This window comes from Flavobacterium soyae (assembly GCF_045348165.1).
Classification (GTDB): domain Bacteria; phylum Bacteroidota; class Bacteroidia; order Flavobacteriales; family Flavobacteriaceae; genus Flavobacterium; species Flavobacterium soyae.
Genome location: NZ_CP150845.1, coordinates 1654574 through 1674554, shown reverse-complemented (window position 1 = coordinate 1674554; position 19981 = coordinate 1654574). Strand labels below are relative to the sequence as shown.

The window sequence follows — 19981 nt, the reverse complement described above, 5'->3', positions numbered from 1 at the left end:
TTTGCAACTCCAAAAAATAAAATTCAACCTAATGAAATTATTGCGTTCTACTCTTTTACTTTTGTTGTTTTTATGTACTTCTAAGAATTTTGCTCAGCTTATACAAACAACTTTAGATCCAAATCAGATACCTAAACCTCCTTCAAATTGGACTAAAAAAAATCAGTTAGGTTTTGATATTTCAGAGATCGCATTTGTGAACTGGAGTCCGGGGGGAACAAGTTCTATTTCAGGTTTATTTAAGGGAGAATTTGGAAGAACTTTTGTAAAAGGAAATCATAAATGGGTTAACGAACTTATTGTAAAATATGGTTTAAATAAACAAGATGGGACTGAACTGAGAAAAACAGATGATGCTGTTTTATTAAACTCAACATACGGATTTAGAAAAGATACGGTTTCAAACTGGTATTATTCTGCTAAATTTAACTTTAATACGCAATTTACAAACGGTTACAATTATCCAAACCGGGACATTGCAATCTCTAAACCTTTTGCTCCAGCTTATATATTCCTGGGAGCGGGGGCTGAGAATTCAAACAAAAAGAAAAACAGAACTTTTTACTTCTCTCCTATTACGTTAAAAACTACTTTGGTATTAGATCAATACTTGGCAAATCAAGGTTCTTTTGGTGTTAAAAAAGCAGTTTACATGACTGATCCTTTAGATCCTAATAACCAAATTTTAGTTGAGGAAGGGCAAAAAGTAAAGGCGGAGTTTGGTATTCTTTTTACGGCATATATGAAAAGCGAAATCTTTAAAAATGTTTTTTATGAAAACAGATTAAGCTTGTATACTGATTATTTAAACAGATTTGGAAATGTCGATGTCGATTATGATACCCGCCTGGATCTTGTAGTAAATGCTTATGTAAAAGCAAATATTGGTGTTCATTTAGTATACGACGATGATATTAAAACTAAAAAAGATGTTGTCGATCCTACAACCGGAAGCACTACACAGGTTAACGATGGCCCAAGAGCCCAGCTGCGCCAAGTTCTTGGCGTTGGTTTAGTTTATGCTTTTCAATAAAATAAAACACTTGTCATTCTATAAAAAAAGTGTCTGCAATTTTACAGGCACTTTTTTTATAATATAGCAGCAAACGTTAATTCTTTTTTCGTCCCTGAATCATTTCATATAATTCCAGCGCGTTTCCATCTGTTAAAAGAGAAACATAATGGCAGATATGAAGCAGACGCTCATATAAATTGCCTTTCTCCAAATGGTGCTTTTCCGGCAGCATTTTAAGGATCAGTTTATCGTAGTTTGATGCCGTTCCTTCATACTTGTTATTGAATGCTGTAATAAATTTATCCAGCAGAGTCTGAATGATTTGATAACCCACAATCTCTTTTTCAATAACTTCGCGGCTTTGATAGATTTTTTCAACACTTAACTTGATGATATCATTCATCTGCGCTTTGTATTTACTTTTGTCTGTTAAGGCAAAAGGGAAATTTCCGGCCAGAATTGCTTCTTCATTTTCTACAAAAACATCTACGGCATCATTAATTAAAGCGTTAATTGCTAAGGCACGTAAATAACTTATTCTGTCTTCTTTTGTTTCTAACAATTTATATTTGGCAACTCCAATATTGTCTTTTACTAATTTGATTAAGTATTCTAAAGCATAATCCTCAGAAACTAAACCAAGATTTATCCCGTCTTCAAAATCGATAATCGTGTAGCAAATATCATCTGCAGCTTCAACTAAATACGCCAAAGGATGTCTTTCAAAACCAATATCTCCATCCTCTTTATTGGCAATTAATCCCATATCGTCAGCCACTTCCTCAAAAAAAGCTTTATCTGACTGGAAGAAACCGTATTTTTTATCAGCAATATTACTCGTTGGTTTTTTCGGAAGACTTTCTTTCGGATATTTCATAAAAGCACCTAATGTTGCGTATGAAATTCTAAGTCCGCCTTCAATTCCCGGACGGCTTGCGGTTAATACCGAAAATCCATTGGCATTTCCTTCAAAATCAATTAAATCCTGCCATTGTTTAGCGGTTAATTTATCTTTGAATTTTAATCCCTTTCCGGTAGAAAAGTATTCCCCAATTGCTTTTTCTCCCGAATGTCCAAAAGGTGGATTCCCAATATCATGCGCTAATGAAGCTGCGGCTACAATTGCTCCAAAATCATTCATATGATAACCGTGAATTTCTTTTAAATAAGGATATTTTTCGATGATTTTTTTACCTACCAAACGCCCCAAAGATCTTCCCACAACAGAAACTTCTAAACTGTGTGTTAATCTTGTATGCACGAAATCTGTTTTAGAAAGCGGAATTACCTGGGTTTTATCCTGCAGGGAACGAAACGCCGCCGAAAAAATAATTCGGTCATAATCGACTTCAAAACCTAATCGTGTATCATCTTGTTCTACACGTAATCTTTTGCTTGTATCGCCCTGACGTTTTAATGATAAAAGTTGTTCCCAGTTCATTTGATTTTAGATTGCAGATTAACGATTTTAGATTTTTGATCTAAATTTGGTGATTTAAGATTTCAAAAATACATTTTATTTTAGGATAATTAAATGTTTTGTTTGCCGCGAATTTCACGAATTTTCACGAATTAATTTATACACAATGATTTATGAAAATTCGTGAAATTCGTGGCAAAAAACCTAACCGTCAATCCTAAAAAAATCATTATAATCTTTTTAATCTGTGGCAGAATAATATTAGAATTCTAATGCGGTGCTGTGTTTTATTTCTCCCATCACAAAAATACTGTTCGTATTTCCGATGTTTTCAATGGTTGATAATTTATTCATTACAAAATCCTGATAACTAGCCATATCCTGTACCAAGATTTTTAGCATAAAATCATAATCGCCGGCAATATTATAGCATTCTATAATTTCGGGAAGCGCTACAATATCTTTTACAAAATTACTTCCCACATTTTTGGCGTGTTCTTTTAAACGAACGTTGCAAAAAACCGTCATGCCGCGGTTCATTTTTTTTCTGTCAAGCAATGCTACATACTTTGTTATAAATCCGTCCCTTTCTAACCTTTTTATACGCTCATAAACTGGAGTTACAGTAAGAAATAATTTACTGGCAAGGTCTTTTGTGTTAATATTTGAGTTTTCCTGAAGGTGTTTCAGGATCAGTAAATCGGTTTTATCGAGGTTTTCCATAGTTTTTTTTACGGCTAAAGGTTCGTTTAAAAGATATTTACAGTAATTAAATCTTTTAAATTTTAATTTTAAAACACATTTTACTGAAATAAACCCCAAATATAAGTTATAAAATCTAATACAATAAATTTGTTCAGTAAAAAATACTGAAATAAAAATGAAAACAAATAATTTAGGTTATCCCAGAATTGGAAGCAACAGAGAATTAAAAAAATCCAGTGAATTGTATTGGTCAGGAAAAATTTCGGCAGATGAACTTATCGATACCGGAAAAGAAATTCGTATCAAAAACTGGCATTTACAATCACAAGCCGGAGTAGATTTGATTCCGTCAAATGATTTTTCTTTTTATGATCAGGTCTTGGATTTGACTTTGACTGTTGGTGCAATTCCGCAGCGTTATCATGAACTGGCAAAAACAAATTCATCTCTTGATTTGTATTTTGCGATGGCAAGAGGCGCACAAAAAGATGGTCAGGATGTTGTAGCGATGGAAATGACAAAATGGTTTGACACCAACTATCATTACATTGTTCCTGAATTTACAAAGAACCAAAAATTTGAATTGTTTTCAGAAAAAGTAATCGATGAGTTTAAAGAAGCAAATGCTTTAGGAATTGCGACAAAACCGGTTTTAATTGGACCAATTTCGTATTTACTTTTAGGAAAAGAAAAGGAAGAAGGTTTTAACCGAATTGATCTTATTGACGCTTTATTGCCTGTTTACTTCGAAATTTTCGAAAAATTACAAGCCGAAAACGCAGAATATATTCAGCTTGATGAACCTTTCTTAGCTTTAAATTTAACTGATAAAGAAAGAAATACATTTACGCAGGTTTATAATGAAATCAATATTCGTTTCCCTAAACTTAAAATTATTTTAGCCAATTATTTTGACTGTTTTGGCGAAAATCTGGCTACAGCTTTGGCTTTGCCTGTTGATACGCTGCATTTAGATTTAGTTCGCTGTCCGCTTCAATTAAATGATATTTTAGAATCCGGAAAATTAGCTTCAAACGTGAACCTTTCTTTAGGAGTTGTTGACGGTAGAAATATCTGGAAAAATGATTTCAAAAAATCTTTAGAATTAATCAAAAAAGCAACTGATGCTTTAGGTAAAGACAGAATTTTAGTTGGACCTTCTTGCTCATTAATCCACAGTCCGTGCGATTTAGATTTAGAAACAAACGATCAGACTCTTACACCTGAAATTAAACAATGGCTTGCTTTTGCGAAACAGAAAATCAACGAAATTGTACTTTTAAAACAATTTGCTTCTGGCGAAGTTGATGTTAAAAATTCGGTTGATTATGAAAGAAACGTAATCGCAAATGACAATCGTAAAACTTCAAAATTAATTCATAATAATGAAGTTAAGGCGCGTGTTGCCGGAATAACCGCTTCTTATGACAAACGTAAAAGCGCCTTTGCAACAAGAAGAAAAAGTCAGATTGAAGCGTTGAATCTTCCGTTATTCCCAACAACAACAATTGGATCTTTCCCTCAAACGGCCGAAGTGAGAAGCTGGAGAGCGAAATTTAAAAAAGGGGAATTAACTACGGAGCAATACAATGATTTAATCGAAAAAGAAACCGAAGCTACGATTCGTTTTCAGGAAGAAACTGGAATTGATGTTCTGGTTCACGGAGAATTTGAACGTAACGATATGGTGGAATATTTTGGAGAACAATTGGCCGGATTTACTTTTACAAAAAATGGCTGGGTTCAAAGTTATGGAAGCCGATGTGTGAAACCTCCGGTTATTTATGGTGACGTTTCCAGACCAAATCCAATGACGGTAAAATGGTCGAAATATGCACAATCTTTAACTCCAAAATGGGTAAAAGGAATGCTTACTGGTCCGGTAACTATTTTGCAATGGTCATTTGTACGTAACGATCAGCCTCGTTCTGAAACTTGTACGCAAATCGCTCTGGCTATTCGTGATGAAGTTGTTGATCTTGAAAAAGCGGGAATCAAAATTATTCAAATTGATGAGCCTGCAATTCGAGAAGGTTTGCCATTACGAAAAGAAGAATGGGCAAATTATCTAGACTGGGCGGTAAAAGCTTTTAGAATTTCTGCCAGCGGTGTAAACGATGATACGCAAATTCACACTCACATGTGTTATAGCGAATTCAACGATATTATTCAAAACATTGCCGACATGGATGCGGATGTTATTACAATTGAGTGTTCTCGTTCGCAAATGGAGCTTTTAGATGCTTTTGCTAATTTTAAATATCCAAATGAAATTGGGCCTGGAGTTTATGATATTCACTCGCCGCGTGTACCGTCGAGTGCTGAAATGGTTCGTTTATTAGAAAAAGCTTCATCTGTAATTCCTGTTGACCAGCTTTGGGTAAATCCTGATTGTGGTTTAAAAACCCGTCACTGGGATGAAACTAAAAAAGCACTAATCGAAATGGTTGCAGCAGCTCAGGAAATGCGCGCAGCTGTTGAAAGTCCTGTAAATTAATAGTTCTTTTAGATATATTTTTGTTTTTTAGTGTCAGCTTAGTGGAGTCGAGAATTAGTTATGATTTAGTTTCGACTTCACTTTTGCCGGCATTTATTGTTATTCTCTTTCAGAAAATCTCAAGTATGTTATATCAGACAAAAACCTCGCATTGCTGCGAGGTTTTTTCTATTCTTTATTGAGCCTCTTTGCGGGTGCGAAGTCGGGAGACTTCGTACAGCGCTTAAAACGGTTTATCGAACTCTTCGAAGAGCGGGCATTCTTTCAGAAAAAATGCAGATTATTGTAAGTTTTTTCTTTTATTGTTTTTATGTATTACATTTGATCAGATATTATAAATCTTACTTGTTTATGAAAACCAACAGACCTTTAGAACTTGTTTATTTTTTCACGTTTTCTACCCAAACTGCTGAGGACGGAATTGTTTATACTTTTATTGCTCTTGATGATTTTTCAGATTTTATTTTCCTTTTGGGCACTGAAACTGATCTCACCGAGCGTTCTATTATAGACAATATTATTGCTCTTACCCAAAATAAAGATTTTACCAATCGCTTTGAAAACAAACCCATGACCCTGATGCTCCCATTTGAAAAGGATACTGTTCCCCACGGTTTGGTCACCGAGATTTTAAAGTTTTTTAACGGGTCTGCGGTTTATGATCCTGACACCGTTTTTGAGAAAATAAAACCTGTAATGGATGCTTTCGGAGTTTCTAAATCATAAAAAAAACGTTCAGTAATGTGCGGTTTTCTTTTTTATTCTTTGTCGAGTCTCTTTGCAGGTACGAAGTCGGGAGACTTCGCACAGCGCTCAAAACATAAAAAAACCGCTCATCTCTGAGCGGTTTAATCTTTCTATTCTTTGTCGAGTCCTTGCGGGTACGAAGTCGGGAGACTTCGCACAGCGCTCAAAACAGCTTATTGAACTCTTCGAAGAGCTGGGGCAAGAATTAGTTATGATTTAGTTTCGACTTCACTTTTGCCGGCATTGTTTTTTTATAAAAAAAGCACCCCAATCGGAGTGCTTTCTGAAATTGAATATATAATTTAAGATTAGAAGTTTTTAGAAATTCCAATGTTAAATGTTTGTCCAAAGTTGAAATAGAAATTATTAACATCTGGACCATTGTTATCATAACTTAATGTATCATATCCTAAACCACCAATGCTGAAGTTTAAACCAAATCCTTTTTGCATATTAATGAAAAGAGCCGGAGTAACACCAACATACATTCCGTCTGCTTTATATTTTGTGTAGTTTGGTCCAACATAATCTTTTTCTGTTCTGTTTTGGATACCAGCTCCTAAATCAGCAAATACAGAAAAAGTTTGGTTTAATGGCACTGAATAACGTACAAATGCTCCAAGTTTGAAATCATTTGTTTTGTATTCGTTTACTCCCTGATCATTTTTTGAAGAAGCTACAGTAAATTCACCTCCAACAGTCCAGTTATCGTGAAATTGGTAACCAACTTTAGGAGAAAAACTGAATTGATTGCTTTTTGTTTCAGAATTTGTATAATCAACCGTTTCAGAAGAATATCCGATGTTTCCACCTACTAAGATTGTTCCTTTTTGAGCGTTTGCAAAACTGCAGACAGCTAATGCAGCCATCACTAGAATTTTTTTCATAATTTGGATTTTATTAAATTTAGCATTCCTTTAACAATAACAATGCCGTGAATCCTGGACTTTTTTATTTTTTTTATAATTACTTTAAAAAATAAATTTTAGCAATCGAGACTATTTCTGTTTACTTTTGTAGCAAATAAAAAGTCATGTCAATAGAAGTAAACAGTATATCAAAAAGTTACGGAGAGCAAAAAGCTTTAAACGAAATTTCTTTTAAAATTGAGAAAGGAGAAATCGTGGGATTTCTTGGTCCAAACGGAGCTGGAAAATCTACTTTAATGAAAATTTTGACCACATATTTACTTGCCGACAGCGGCTCAGCCCTTGTAAACAGCCACGATGTCATGTCAAACGCAAAGGCAGTACAGCAATCGATAGGATATTTACCAGAGCATAATCCACTATATTTAGACTTGTATGTTCGTGAGTATTTGGCTTTTAATGCTGATGTTTACAAAGTGCCAAAGTCAAGAATTGAAGAGGTAATTCAACTGACAGGGCTGACACCGGAAAGCCATAAAAAGATAAGTCAGCTTTCTAAAGGATACCGTCAGCGTGTTGGACTTGCAAATGCCTTATTACACAATCCTGATGTTTTAATTTTAGATGAGCCAACTACAGGTCTGGACCCTAATCAGTTAATGGAAATTAGAAATGTCATTAAAAATATCGGCAAGGATAAAACAATTTTTTTATCGACACATATTATGCAGGAAGTCGAAGCAATTTGCGATCGTGTCATAATTATTGACAAAGGACAAATTGTAGCCGACAATAAATTAGATCATTTAGTTGCTGCAAACAAAGAGCAAGTCATTGAGGTAGAGTTTGATTATAAGGTAGAAGAACAGCTTTTAGCCAAATTAGAAAATATTTCTTCATACAAAAATACACATGACATGACTTGGGAGCTGACTTTTGTTACTGATAAAGATATGCGTCCGGCAATTTTTGATTTTGCCACCGAAAACGGTTTGAAAACTTTACAACTGAATCAAAAAAATAAAAACCTGGAGGCCGTATTTAGAGAAATTACTAAGTAAGGTTTTCAACCTGCAGTCTCGGTTTACAGATTAAACCTGTTTGTTCTTTTGTTAAGAACAGACAGGTTTTCTTTTTTTAGAAAATTTCTTACGCTTCAAAGTAAATCATTTTCTTCTTTTACATTTTATCTTCTCATTATCAAAGAATTGATATTTTATTATTCAAATTTTTATTATTTTTATTTAGACTTGTTATAAATAATATTATATTTGCCAATACAAATTCAATAATACTAAAATGTCGCCTTTATTCAATTATATAAAAATGTTCTTCAATTCGATTTTAAGTCAGACTGAAAGCTTTTTGATAAAACTTTCTGATAAAATTGAACAAATCGTTTTACAATAAAAAATTAAGCCTATTTAAACATTAAAAGCCCAAAAAACGAAATGAAGAACATTTTAACCACAATGAATGTATTATGTCTTTACATATAGAATTTAAATCCCCTTGAACTTGTTTTTTTGTTTTTTATTTTTTTTGAAAGAAAAGAGCCTGCTATTTTTTTAGACAGGCTCTTTTTATTTTTGTTTACAAATCTAAATCTTCAAACACTGCTTTCATTTCCTCTAAAGCAATTTTAATATCTTCCTCTGTTGTTCTCCAATTTACAAATGAAGCCCGAATTCCTTTTCTGTTTTGATAAACAGTCGGTGTCATAAATACTTTTCCCGTATCATTTAGTTTTGTCAAAAACTCTCCAACTTTATCTTGATTCTCCTCTCCTTTTAAAGTAAAGCAAACATTATTTAATCGAATTGGAGCCAGAAGTTCAAAACAGCCATCTTCAATAAGAGCATTTCCAAAATGAAGTGCCAGCAAAGTACTCTTTTCGATAATGTCACAAAAACCTTCTTTCCCGTAAGCCACTAAAGAAAACCAAGCCGGCAGAGCTCTTAAACGACGTGAATTTTCAGGAAGGACATTTAAATAATTAAAATTCTCCAGCGGATTTCCTAAATATGGCGCGTTCGAATTCTGAAACGTTTCAATCTGCAGGTTTACATGTTCTTTTTTAATTAAATAAAAGGCACTTTCATAAGGCACATTCAGCCATTTATGACAATCAATTGTAATACTGTCTGCGCCTTCCCAGCCTTTTACAAAGTGTTTGTATTTCTCCGAAACCGCAGCAAATCCACCAAAAGCACCATCAATGTGCCACCAGAAATTGTGTTTTTCTTTAAGTTTTGAGATAGCTTCAAAATCATCAAAATCAGCTGTATTAACTGTTCCTGCGCTTGAAATTAAAACAAATGGTATTCCGTTTAATGCTTTAATTTTTTCTTCTAAATCTACAATATCCAATGCCTCACGATTTCCTTCTATTGTTTTTACAACGCTATAATTCTGACTTCCAATCCCTAACATTGATAATGATTTTATCGAAGAAGAATGCGGTGTCGCCGTCAAAATATTGATGGTTTCTGAAATTCCGTTTTTAGCAAAATCTTTTCCAAACTGTTTTCCAAACCATTGTCTGGCAACTCCTAAACAGGTAAAATTTGACATCGTTGCGCCCGTAACAAATCCGCCCAAAAAGGAATCTGGCAGTTCTAATAATTGTAACAACAAATTAATGGTTTCAAATTCTATTAAAGCCGAATTTCCACCCTGCGATGTTACAGATTGTGTGTTTTGATCGTAAACCGATGCCAGCCAATCTCCAACAATAGAAGCTGGGGTTGAACCACCTGTTACAAATCCCCAATAACGCGGTCCCGGGGACGAAACCAATAAAGGCGCTAATCTCTCATTAAATTCTTGTAAAGCTTTTTCAGAACCTAACCCTAATTCGTTTAAATCGCGTTTTGGGTTAATTGTATTTTTACTTGAAGTTGGAATATTTTCCAAATTATTAAGAAAATCAATACCTTGTTGTTTTGCATGATCGAGAATAAGAGCAATATCGTTTAAATCATTTTGTAGTACTGAATTCATTTTTCTTTATTTAAAATATTTTTTTCATCGAATTTAAAGAATAAAAACGATTCTACTAGAAAACAATCTGAGAAGATTTCTCTTTATCTTTTTAGTGTAAAATGGCCTTTATAGATTTTGCCATTTGCTCTTTTTACAACAAACCAATAATCAGTTGCTGGTAATTCTCTGCTGTTATAAGTTCCATCCCATGCAGAAAAAGCATCTAAATCTTTGATAAATTTTCCATAACGATCAAATATTTTAATGTTTAAATCCGGTTCTGTCTCTGAGAACTTTATCGACCATGTATCATTGTAACTATCACCATTTGGAGTAAAAAACTTTGGATAATTCAACAGAAATACTTCCTGTTTTTTGATACCGCAGCCATTTTTGTCACGAACATACACTACATAATCTCCTGTTGCTAATCCATAAAAAGTATTACTATCCTGATATACAAATCCATCAATAGAATATTCATAATCTCCGAGACTAGTATCTGCCAATTCTACTACAATTATGTTTTCAGAATCTGTCCAATCCTGAACGGTAAGGTTTTGAATAGCAGCACTGTTTGAAAGTTTCACCTGAAAATCTTTTGTTGATGAACAAATAATATCACCATGATTTTGAGTAACGGTAACGGAATATGATCCGGCTTCTGTAAAAATAACTGATTCGGTCGAAGCTCCTGTTGACCATAAATAACTATCAAAACCTGAACCCGCATGAACTTCAACATTTTGATTTTGGCACAATGAAACAATATCAGAAATTGAAATGACAGGGGCATTTACTAATGTCAAACTCAACTCGGCAATTTGATAGCATTTATCATTAGAATCAATTCTTACATAAATTAAAGTTGTCCCAGCCGACAAATTGTAATTGGATAAGTTACTGATGTTATTTACAGCAAATAAATTTTCTGCGCCGGATAATGTGGTGTAGTAACTAAAAGCACAAGAATTACAAGCTGCTATTTGTGCATTATAACTGGCAAGATTTATTATTTCAGATCCATCATTTAAATCATCACAAACATTAGCCGAAACATTATTAAATGATAAAGCTGGGGCGGCTATAGTAACCAAAACTGCCAGACGATTTGCACTTTCACAACCATTTATAGTCTGAGAAGCAAAATAAGAAGCCCCATTTATCAAACTTGTCTCAGATGATAAAATTGTGCCATTTGATGCATTATCGTACCAAACAACATTTGTTCCCGTTGCCGCTAAATTTGCAATTGCAGGTTTTTGAGTTGTACAAAAATCTTGCAGCTGATCTCCTGTAGGCGCAGTTGTATTTTGAATGTTTATAACAACGGGAATTCTTTCGCTTTCACAAATAGAAATTGTTTGGGCCGCATAATAGGTTTTGCTTTCAAGAATTGTTGTACTTGCAAGTAAATTTCCATTTGTTGGAGCGTCGTACCATTTAATATTTTGTCCAGTTATACTAATATCATTTAATACCGCATTTTGTTGTACACAAAAAATCTGCGGACTTACAGCTACAGCAAGAGGTTCTTGATTTACATAAGTTTTTATTTCAACTTCGTTTGGCACTAAAGAAACACATCCTAAATTGTTTTTTATAAGAATTTGATATGTTCCTGGAGTCAAATTATTTTTTGAATTTGAAGTCTCCCATGTCAATCCATTATCAAAACTATAAGACGATGCAGCATCAGAAATGGTTATTGTTCCGGCTGCTGACATACAATCTGGCTGAACAACCAAAACGGTTGGAGTTGGCGGATAACCCGGCGGCACTAAAATGGACACTAACACAGCTGTTGTTTCGCAATTGGAGCTATTTCGGGTTTTTATTAAATAATCTCCTGCGCTTAATCCTGATTTAGAATTATTAGCTGACCACGTTACACCATTGTCAAAACTATATTCATAGTCTGAACTTGTAATTGTAATTGTTCCGAATGGATTGGAGCAAATAACAGGCTGAACGACAGAATAAGAAGGAACAGCGCCTGAAGATGCAACAGAATTTATATGCACAACAATTGGACTTGACGCACAACCGGTATTTAATTTTGCTGTAACATTATAATCTCCTCCTGCTAAGTCAGAAAAAGTTCCAGATGCCTGATAATTTGTTCCATCAATACTATACGAAGTATTTGCCTCTGCAGAAATATTTATTGTTCCTGTTGGCACATCACATGTTGGCTGCACAGTTGTGAAAGTTGGAGAAACGGTACTTTGATTGACCTTAAAAGTAATAACATTAGAAACTACCCTACAGAAAGATGACGAAATATTAGCATTTTGAGCCACCGCCATTCGGTATAAAAAAGTTCCTGCCGTTGAGCTCGAAGTAAAAGTATAATTTATAGTATTTGCTCCTGCAATATCTACCCATGTCACTCCATTATCTGAACTTGACTGCCATTGATAGGCAGGATTAGAATATCCAGAAGAAACAGTTCCAGTTAGCGTGTAACTTTTAACATCACTTTGGCAGATTTCTAAACTAGTATTTGTGTTGTTTTGAACAGCGGAAGAAACCGTCGGCCCGCATGCTCTAAAAGTAATATCGTCTAATGCAATGTCATTTCCCGGAGCTGCACCGGCTTTATTATTTCGCATTCTGATAACAACTGTCGAAACTCCGGCAGGTGTCGTAAAAAACAAACCGTATTGTTTCCAAACTGCGCTCGAATTCAGCGCAATATCTCCAGTATTATAAGTTCCTAATATTGTTCCTGCAGTAGATTCAATTGTAAAAGTTATATTAGGCGGACTAGTATCATTTGATCGTAAGAGATTCATAATCCAAGCTGCAAACTCATAAGTAGTATCCGGGCAAAGACCAGTAACGGTATTTTTATAAAAATAATCCGTTGTAGATAGACTGGCGTTTACCACCATCATATATCCTCCGCCGGTATGATCGGTTGTTGTCCACCAAGTACGGGGAGTATTTGTTGTCTTTTCAATAGTATAGGAACCATCGCCGGGGAAATCTGCTGTTGTCCAAGTGTAACTTGTAATACCAGTTCCAAGAGCTGTTCCGTGTGAAGCTGTCCCTGACCCAAAGTCAATTTTAACAACTGCATCGCCCAAACTTCCTGTACATAATTGTGCGTTCAGTTTTGCAACAAAAAGAAATAAACTAAATAATATGAGTGCTTTACGATTCAAAACAAAGAGTTTTATTTTAGTAAAACTACTTTATAATAAAATGAATTGTTAAACTTTTAGACTAATGAGCGTAAAGTCTCGATGTATCGAAAAGTACTATCTACCAATGATTTATTACTAACCAAAATTTGATTACCATTTTGTTTTTTCAGAAAACCGCGAAACCATCATTGAGCATATTATGTCACCGTTTGCATTTAATAAAGTTGCAATTGGATCAACCAAAGTTCCTAAAATCATTGCAACTGGCAGCGCTTGTTCCATCGGGAAACCATAAACCGTAATAGCCAGGATTTCGCCAATATAACCTCCGTTGGGGATTCCGCCTTCTACAACGGAGACAATAACAGTAATCCCTAAAGCTAAAAGAATAGTCATAGGATCTGTAAAATCTTTACCAAACATAGCAAACAAAAAGGTTATTTTTAAGATAGACGACATACTCGAACCATCTTTATGCAAAGGTGCTCCAAGAGGGATAACCAAGTTTCGTACATGTGCCGGAATTCCCATTTTTTGTGCAGCATCCAAATTTGCAGGAATGGTTGCAATACTGCTGCAGGTTCCAACTGCTGTTAAAGAAGGCATTATATTATTGCTCCAAAAAACTTTAAAAGCTCTTTTCCCGCCAGCAACAAAAGCGTATAAACTAAAGAACACAAAGAAATAAAAAACGCAAGCTGCGTAATAAACTGCCATTGGTTTTGCATAAACTCCTAGCAATTGTGGTCCGAAAACTCCAACTTGATAAGCAAAATAAGCCCCTAAACCAATTGGCGCAAATTTCATAATGATGTTCAAAAGCTGTTTCATTACCTCGTTTCCTGAATCTAGAAAACTCTTGAAAGCATTTCCCTTTTCCCTTGATTGTAATGTGGCGAAACCAACTAAAAAAGAAAAAATAATCAACGCAAGCATACTTTTTCGAGACAATAATTCGAAGAAATCATTGGCTGTAAGCAGTTTTGCAATTTGATCTCCTGCTGATCCTGATGCTACATCTTCAAACGGAACTTTGGCAATTGCGATATCTTCATGAATCGGAAAAAGGTAAACAGCACAAATCATTACAATCGCAGAAATCAGAATTGTCGCGAGAAAAACCAATAACATTACAACAAACAGTTTTCCTAGCTTTTCTGTTCTTTCCAGATTCGCTACCGAAGAACCAATCGTAAAAAAGATAAGCGGAATAATGGCTGTAAAAAGTAAATTCAGAAATATATCGCCAAGTGGTTTTATAATCAAAACATTTTCCCCAAATACTAACCCGAAAATGCTTCCGATTATAATACCGCCAAGAAGCCATAAAATACTGCTGTAACTCTGCAAAAAATTGATTTTCTTAACTTCCATAATGTAAAGAATTATAATTCAGAAGGGTTAATAATAAAGAATGAAAGTACTCAAAAAACTGATATTTTTTTTGCCACAGATTAAAGGATTAGAAAGGATTTTTAATCTGTGTTAATCCTAATAATCTGTGGCAAAAAAACTATTTTTCCAGAACAATCGTAGTAAAAACCCTGTCAGCAAGTTCGCCTGTTTTGCTTTTTACTTGTTCTGTCTGACTTTCGATATAAACAATTTTAAAAGCTGTTTTACCAATTAACTTTTGTGCTTTTTCGGTACTGTAAAGCTCAAATTCAAATTGTGTAAAAGGCAGTTTTTTCATGAAATCCTCTTCGGCAAATGTTAAGCAGAAATTTCCATTTGGCTTTAAAACCCTATATATTTCTGAAAGTAATTCTTCAGGCTTCTGCCAGAAATAAATCGTATTTACTGTGAATATTTTATCAAAAGTTTCATCTTCAAACGGAATTTTATTTCCGTCATAAAGTGAAAAGAAAGTCTGTTTTTGAGAAACAAAATTTCGGTTGATCTGGCGCGCTTCCTGAAACATCAATTCCGACATTTCAAGTCCGTAATATTTCAGATTTTCTGCTTGTTCGAATAGAAATTCTACATGTCCCGCATTTCCATGACCCAGTTCCAGAATTTTATTTTCTTTGGATATATTAAGATTTTGAATCGAATGACGCGTCATATTAATGTTCGTTTCGTTCATCATATTTCCCATTTCAATTCCTTTTTCTCCCGTTGGATGTTTTAATTGAGAGGCTATGGCTTGTAATTCTTCTTGTTTCATGATACGAAAATTTAAACTTCTAAATTAAACAAAATCCAAATTCGAAGAGTATTTTTTTGTCATTCTGAGGAACGAAGAATCACACTCGCATGTCTACAAAGATTGGACGACATTCTTTGCGGAATTTCTAGTGTGATTCTTAGTTCCTCAGAATGACAAACCACATGCAGATTAAAAAACCTGACTTGCAATCTGGCGGATATTCTCAGATTTTCCCATCGAATAATAGTGCAAAAATGGAACTCCGGCTGCTTTTAATTCTAATGACTGCTGTATCGCCCATTCAATTCCTACTTGTTTTATCTCAGCGTTGTTTTTGCATTTGTCAACCGCATCGATTAAATCTTCAGGCAGATCAATTCTAAAAATCTGCGGCAGAACTTGTAAATGTCTTTGAACGGCAATTGGCTTAATTCCTGGAATAATAGGAATTGTGATCCCCATTTCTCTGGCTTTAGCTACAAAGTTAAAATATTTAGCATTGTCAAAAAACATCTGCGTTACCACATAATCGGCTCCGGCATCAACCTTTTCTTTTAATCTTTTTAAATCTGATTGTAAAGATGGTGATTCTAAATGTTTTTCAGGATAACCCGCAACACCAATACAAAAATCAGCTTTGTTGTCGATATCCATAACTTCATGCAGATATTTTCCGCAGTTTAGATCGTTGATTTGTCGCACTAAATCAATAGCATAATGATTCCCGCCCGCTTTAGGCACAAAAGACTGTTCGTCTTTCATTGCATCGCCTCGAAGCGCCATTACGTTGTTGATTCCCAAATATTGACAATCAACCAGCATATATTCTGTTTCTTCTTGTGTAAATCCGCCGCAAAGCAAATGCGGAACAGTATCTACATTGTATTTATGTTTAATAGAAGCACATATTCCAAGTGTTCCCGGACGCATACGAGTTAGTTTTTTGTCCAAAAGCCCGTTACCGCGATCAATATAAATATATTCTTCGCGAGACGTTGTTACGTCAATAAACGGCGGTTTAAACTCCATCAACGGATCGATATTATCGTATAATTCCTGAATGCTTTTCCCCTTTTGAGGCGGAATAATTTCAAATGAGAATAATGTTTTTCCTTTGGCGTTTTCTATATGTTCTGTTACTTTCATTCTTTTTTAGTTGATAGTTTATGGTTGATTGTTGTTAGTTTTAAATTCGAGCATTGTTGATGCCAAAACCATCAACCAACAACTGACGACCATCAACTATATTAATTTTTTATAATAGTTAATAAAACCGTTTAATAACTTTTTACAAGTTTGAATCTGTGCCAACACAATATCAAATGTATTCTCATCAATATATTTTTGATCCAATGCCAAATAATACTGAGTTTCTAATTCATACAATGATCCTCTTGAAATATGCAGAAAATGTATTGTTTCTTTTGATGTTTGTCGTCCACAACCTTCAGCAATATTTGAAGGTATTGAAACAGCAGCTCTCCTCATTTGATTTGTTAATCCAAACAATTCTTCTTTTGGAAATAATTTGGAAGAATCATACAACAAATTCACCAACTTCCGCGCTTCCATCCAAACTTCCAATTTACTGTATTCCATTTTTATTAGTTGTTTGTTGATGGTTGACAGTTGTTGGTTCTTCTATAGTAATCTATCAACCAAAAACCATCAACCATCAACTATTCTAGTCTGCTATATTAGGGTTTAACCATTTCATTGCGTAATCCAGCGGTACATTTCGGCGTTTGGCATAATCTGTAACCTGATCTTCTTTTATTTTTCCGAGTCCGAAATAGCGGCTTTTTGGATTTCCGAAATAATATCCCGAAACCGATGAAGCCGGCCACATCGCCATACTTTCTGTTAGCTTCACTCCTATTTGTTTTTCAACATCCAAAAGTTTCCAGATTGTAGGTTTCTCTAAGTGATCTGGACAAGCTGGATAACCTGGCGCAGGACGGATTCCTTTATAACTTTCCTTAATCAATTCTTCATTGGTTAAAGATTCTTCGCTATCGTAACCCCAGAAATCTTTACGAACTCTTTCGTGAAGATATTCGGCGAAAGCCTCAGCAAAACGATCTGCTAATGCTTTAACCATAATCGAATTATAATCGTCTAAATTCTTTTCATATTCCGCTGCCCATTCATCTACACCAAAACCTGTGGTTACACAGAAAGCTCCCATATAATCTTCTATTCCACTTTCTTTTGGCAGAATAAAATCGGCTAAAGCGATATTCGGCGCGCCTTTTGTTTTTTGTGATTGCTGACGAAGCGTTAAGAATTTCTCTAATACTTTTCCGTTTTCATCACGCAATTCGATATCGTCGTCATTTACCTGATTCGCAGGGAAAATTCCGTAAATACCTTTTGCTTTTAGTTTTTTCTCAGCCAAAATTACTTTTAGCATTGCCTGAGCATCGTTAAAAACAGATGTCGCTTGTTCACCCACAACCTCATCCGTTAAAATCGCAGGATACTTTCCGTACAATTCCCAAGTCTGGAAAAATGGCGTCCAGTCAATATACGGAACCAAAATATCCAATTCTATCTCAATGGTTTGTGCACCAATTACTTTTGGTTTAGTCGGAGTATATTCCGACCAATCCAATGGCAATTTGTTTTTGCGGGCATCTTCAATCGTTAAGAAATTCTTGTCTCTTGAACGATTTAAAAATGTTTCTCTAAACGAATCGTATTCTGCACGAATATCTGCCGCATATATTTTTCTATTATGATCCAACAGATTTCCTGCAACCGTAACGGCTCTTGAAGCATCGTTTACGTGAATTACAGTTTCTCTGTATTGAGGTGCAATTTTCACGGCTGTATGCGCGCGCGAAGTTGTTGCCCCGCCAATCATAATCGGGATTTTAATATTTTGTTTGTCTAATTCTTTGGCCAAATACACCATTTCGTCAAGCGAAGGTGTGATTAGTCCGCTTAATCCTATAATGTCTACTTCATGTTCAATCGCCGCTGCAATGATTTTCTCTGGAGGAACCATAACACCAAGATCTACAATCTCATAATTGTTACAAGCCAAAACCACTGAAACGATGTTTTTACCAATATCGTGAACGTCACCTTTTACAGTTGCCATCAGGATTTTTCCGTTTCCTTGTTTGTCTCCAGCTTGTTTGCTTGCTTCGATAAAAGGCAATAAATAAGCCACGGCTTTTTTCATTACACGAGCAGATTTTACCACCTGAGGAAGGAACATTTTTCCGCTTCCGAATAAATCTCCAACAACATTCATTCCGGCCATTAAGTTGATTTCGATAACTTCGATTGGCTTTGTCGCTGCCAAACGTGCTTCTTCTACATCTTCTTCAATAAAAGCGTCAATTCCTTTTACCAACGAATGCGTAATACGTTCTTGAACCGTTCCTAAACGCCATTCCTGAACTACTTTTTCATCGCTCTTTGCTTCGCCTTTTACATTTTCTGCAAAATCTAAAAGTCGTTCTGTCGCATCGTCGCGTCTGTCAAGAATTACGTCTTCAACGTGTTCTAATAAGTCTTTCGGAATATCATCGTAAATCGTAAGCATTTCCGGATTAACGATTCCCATCGTCATTCCATTTTTAATGGCGTGGTATAAAAACACCGAGTGCATTGCTTCACGAACCGTATCATTTCCTCTAAAAGAGAACGAAACGTTACTCACTCCACCGCTAATATGTGCGTGCGGAAGATTCTCGCGAACCCATTTTGTTCCTCTAAAGAAGTCCAAAGCATTTAAGCGATGCTCTTCCATTCCCGTTGCAACTGGGAAAATATTTAAATCGAAAATAATATCCTGTGGAGGGAATCCTACTTTGTTCACCAAAATATCATACGAACGCTGACAGATTTCAACTCTACGATCGTAATTATCGGCCTGACCTACTTCGTCAAAAGCCATTACAATAGCAGCTGCTCCGTAACGTTTGATTAATTTGGCGTGATGAATAAAGGCTTCTTCTCCTTCTTTTAACGAAATCGAGTTGACAACGCTTTTTCCTTGTACTACTTTTAGACCTGCTTCGATGATTTCCCATTTCGAACTGTCGATCATAATCGGCACTCTCGAAATGTCTGGTTCTGCAGCAATTAAATTCAAAAATTTAGTCATTGCAGTAACGCCGTCAAGCATTCCTTCATCCATATTAATATCGATGATTTGTGCTCCACCATCAACTTGTTGTCTTGCAATATCAAGCGCCTCGTCATATTTCTCTTCCTTGATTAATCTCAAGAATTTTCTTGAACCCGTTACATTCGTACGCTCACCAACATTCACGAAAACACTTTCCGGCGTAATAATCAACGGTTCTAATCCTGATAATACAAGGTCTCTTCTTTTTTCTGTCATTTCTTTTTAAGTTACTGAGATTCTAAGATGCTTAGATTCTGAGTTTTTTTATTCTATTTCTTTCCTGCAAGGTTTTTAAAAC

14 protein-coding genes are annotated in these 19981 nt (G+C 35.1%); 4 read left to right on the top strand and 10 right to left on the bottom strand.

All coding sequences use genetic code 11. From position 1 onward, the window contains the following. Positions 1–31 precede the first annotated feature (31 nt). A complete protein-coding gene (locus AABD74_RS07395; RefSeq protein WP_406845115.1) occupies positions 32–1033 on the top strand; it encodes a DUF3078 domain-containing protein in 1002 nt (333 codons plus the stop codon). A 76-nt stretch (positions 1034–1109) separates the two neighbouring features. Here AABD74_RS07395 and AABD74_RS07390 read toward each other — a convergent pair whose 3' ends face one another. After that, on the bottom strand, positions 1110–2456 hold the full coding sequence (locus AABD74_RS07390; protein ID WP_406845114.1) for a deoxyguanosinetriphosphate triphosphohydrolase: 1347 nt from the start codon (positions 2454–2456) through the stop codon (positions 1110–1112). 240 nt (positions 2457–2696) lie between these two features. After that, positions 2697–3158 (bottom strand): Lrp/AsnC family transcriptional regulator, encoded by a 462-nt coding sequence (locus AABD74_RS07385; protein ID WP_029271860.1) that lies wholly within the window; start codon positions 3156–3158, stop codon positions 2697–2699. A gap of 157 nt (positions 3159–3315) precedes the next feature. Here AABD74_RS07385 and metE point away from each other — a divergent pair, with 157 nt between their 5' ends. Next, the gene (metE, locus tag AABD74_RS07380; protein ID WP_406845113.1) at positions 3316–5637 is read left to right on the top strand and encodes a 5-methyltetrahydropteroyltriglutamate--homocysteine S-methyltransferase; all 2322 of its coding nucleotides are present in this window, start codon (positions 3316–3318) and stop codon (positions 5635–5637) included. Positions 5638–5988: 351 nt separating this feature from the next. Next, complete coding sequence (locus AABD74_RS07375) at positions 5989–6363, top strand: hypothetical protein (RefSeq protein WP_406845112.1); 375 nt, start codon at positions 5989–5991, stop codon at positions 6361–6363. A gap of 329 nt (positions 6364–6692) precedes the next feature. On the opposite strand, the gene AABD74_RS07370 is transcribed toward AABD74_RS07375, so the two are convergent. Further along, positions 6693–7271: an outer membrane beta-barrel protein gene (locus AABD74_RS07370; RefSeq protein WP_232676409.1), complete on the bottom strand. Its 579-nt coding sequence runs from the start codon at positions 7269–7271 to the stop codon at positions 6693–6695. 146 nt (positions 7272–7417) lie between these two features. Between AABD74_RS07370 and gldA the strand changes: the two genes are divergently transcribed. Further along, entirely contained in the window at positions 7418–8314 is an 897-nt protein-coding gene (gene gldA / locus AABD74_RS07365; RefSeq protein ID WP_232676417.1) for a gliding motility-associated ABC transporter ATP-binding subunit GldA, read from the top strand. Positions 8315–8846: 532 nt separating this feature from the next. On the opposite strand, the gene AABD74_RS07360 is transcribed toward gldA, so the two are convergent. From AABD74_RS07360 to metH, 7 genes are all read right to left on the bottom strand, one after another. After that, complete coding sequence (locus AABD74_RS07360; protein WP_406845111.1) at positions 8847–10256, bottom strand: pyridoxal phosphate-dependent decarboxylase family protein; 1410 nt, start codon at positions 10254–10256, stop codon at positions 8847–8849. A gap of 83 nt (positions 10257–10339) precedes the next feature. Continuing rightward, entirely contained in the window at positions 10340–13408 is a 3069-nt protein-coding gene (locus AABD74_RS07355) for a T9SS type B sorting domain-containing protein (protein ID WP_406845110.1), read from the bottom strand. A 132-nt stretch (positions 13409–13540) separates the two neighbouring features. Continuing rightward, the gene (locus tag AABD74_RS07350; protein ID WP_406845109.1) at positions 13541–14764 is read right to left on the bottom strand and encodes a dicarboxylate/amino acid:cation symporter; all 1224 of its coding nucleotides are present in this window, start codon (positions 14762–14764) and stop codon (positions 13541–13543) included. 139 nt (positions 14765–14903) lie between these two features. Further along, on the bottom strand, positions 14904–15557 hold the full coding sequence (locus tag AABD74_RS07345; RefSeq protein WP_406845108.1) for a class I SAM-dependent methyltransferase: 654 nt from the start codon (positions 15555–15557) through the stop codon (positions 14904–14906). Between the two features lie 171 nt (positions 15558–15728). Beyond that, entirely contained in the window at positions 15729–16685 is a 957-nt protein-coding gene (gene metF / locus AABD74_RS07340; RefSeq protein ID WP_232676457.1) for a methylenetetrahydrofolate reductase [NAD(P)H], read from the bottom strand. 96 nt (positions 16686–16781) lie between these two features. Further along, positions 16782–17138, bottom strand: coding sequence for a four helix bundle protein (locus tag AABD74_RS07335; protein ID WP_406845107.1), 357 nt, complete (start codon positions 17136–17138; stop codon positions 16782–16784). Between the two features lie 85 nt (positions 17139–17223). Further along, a complete protein-coding gene (gene metH / locus AABD74_RS07330) occupies positions 17224–19899 on the bottom strand; it encodes a methionine synthase (protein ID WP_406845106.1) in 2676 nt (891 codons plus the stop codon). Positions 19900–19981: the final 82 nt, after the last annotated feature.

Coding starts and splice junctions, on each gene's coding strand:
- AABD74_RS07375 (WP_406845112.1), top strand. CDS start 5,989: ATGAAAACCAACAGACCTTTAGAACTTGTTTATTTTTTCACGTTTTCT.
- AABD74_RS07395 (WP_406845115.1), top strand. CDS start 32: ATGAAATTATTGCGTTCTACTCTTTTACTTTTGTTGTTTTTATGTACT.
- metE (WP_406845113.1), top strand. CDS start 3,316: ATGAAAACAAATAATTTAGGTTATCCCAGAATTGGAAGCAACAGAGAA.
- AABD74_RS07370 (WP_232676409.1), bottom strand. CDS start 7,271: ATGAAAAAAATTCTAGTGATGGCTGCATTAGCTGTCTGCAGTTTTGCA.
- AABD74_RS07350 (WP_406845109.1), bottom strand. CDS start 14,764: ATGGAAGTTAAGAAAATCAATTTTTTGCAGAGTTACAGCAGTATTTTA.
- AABD74_RS07335 (WP_406845107.1), bottom strand. CDS start 17,138: ATGGAATACAGTAAATTGGAAGTTTGGATGGAAGCGCGGAAGTTGGTG.
- AABD74_RS07360 (WP_406845111.1), bottom strand. CDS start 10,256: ATGAATTCAGTACTACAAAATGATTTAAACGATATTGCTCTTATTCTC.
- metF (WP_232676457.1), bottom strand. CDS start 16,685: ATGAAAGTAACAGAACATATAGAAAACGCCAAAGGAAAAACATTATTC.
- AABD74_RS07390 (WP_406845114.1), bottom strand. CDS start 2,456: ATGAACTGGGAACAACTTTTATCATTAAAACGTCAGGGCGATACAAGC.
- AABD74_RS07345 (WP_406845108.1), bottom strand. CDS start 15,557: ATGAAACAAGAAGAATTACAAGCCATAGCCTCTCAATTAAAACATCCA.
- metH (WP_406845106.1), bottom strand. CDS start 19,899: ATGACAGAAAAAAGAAGAGACCTTGTATTATCAGGATTAGAACCGTTG.
- AABD74_RS07385 (WP_029271860.1), bottom strand. CDS start 3,158: ATGGAAAACCTCGATAAAACCGATTTACTGATCCTGAAACACCTTCAG.
- gldA (WP_232676417.1), top strand. CDS start 7,418: ATGTCAATAGAAGTAAACAGTATATCAAAAAGTTACGGAGAGCAAAAA.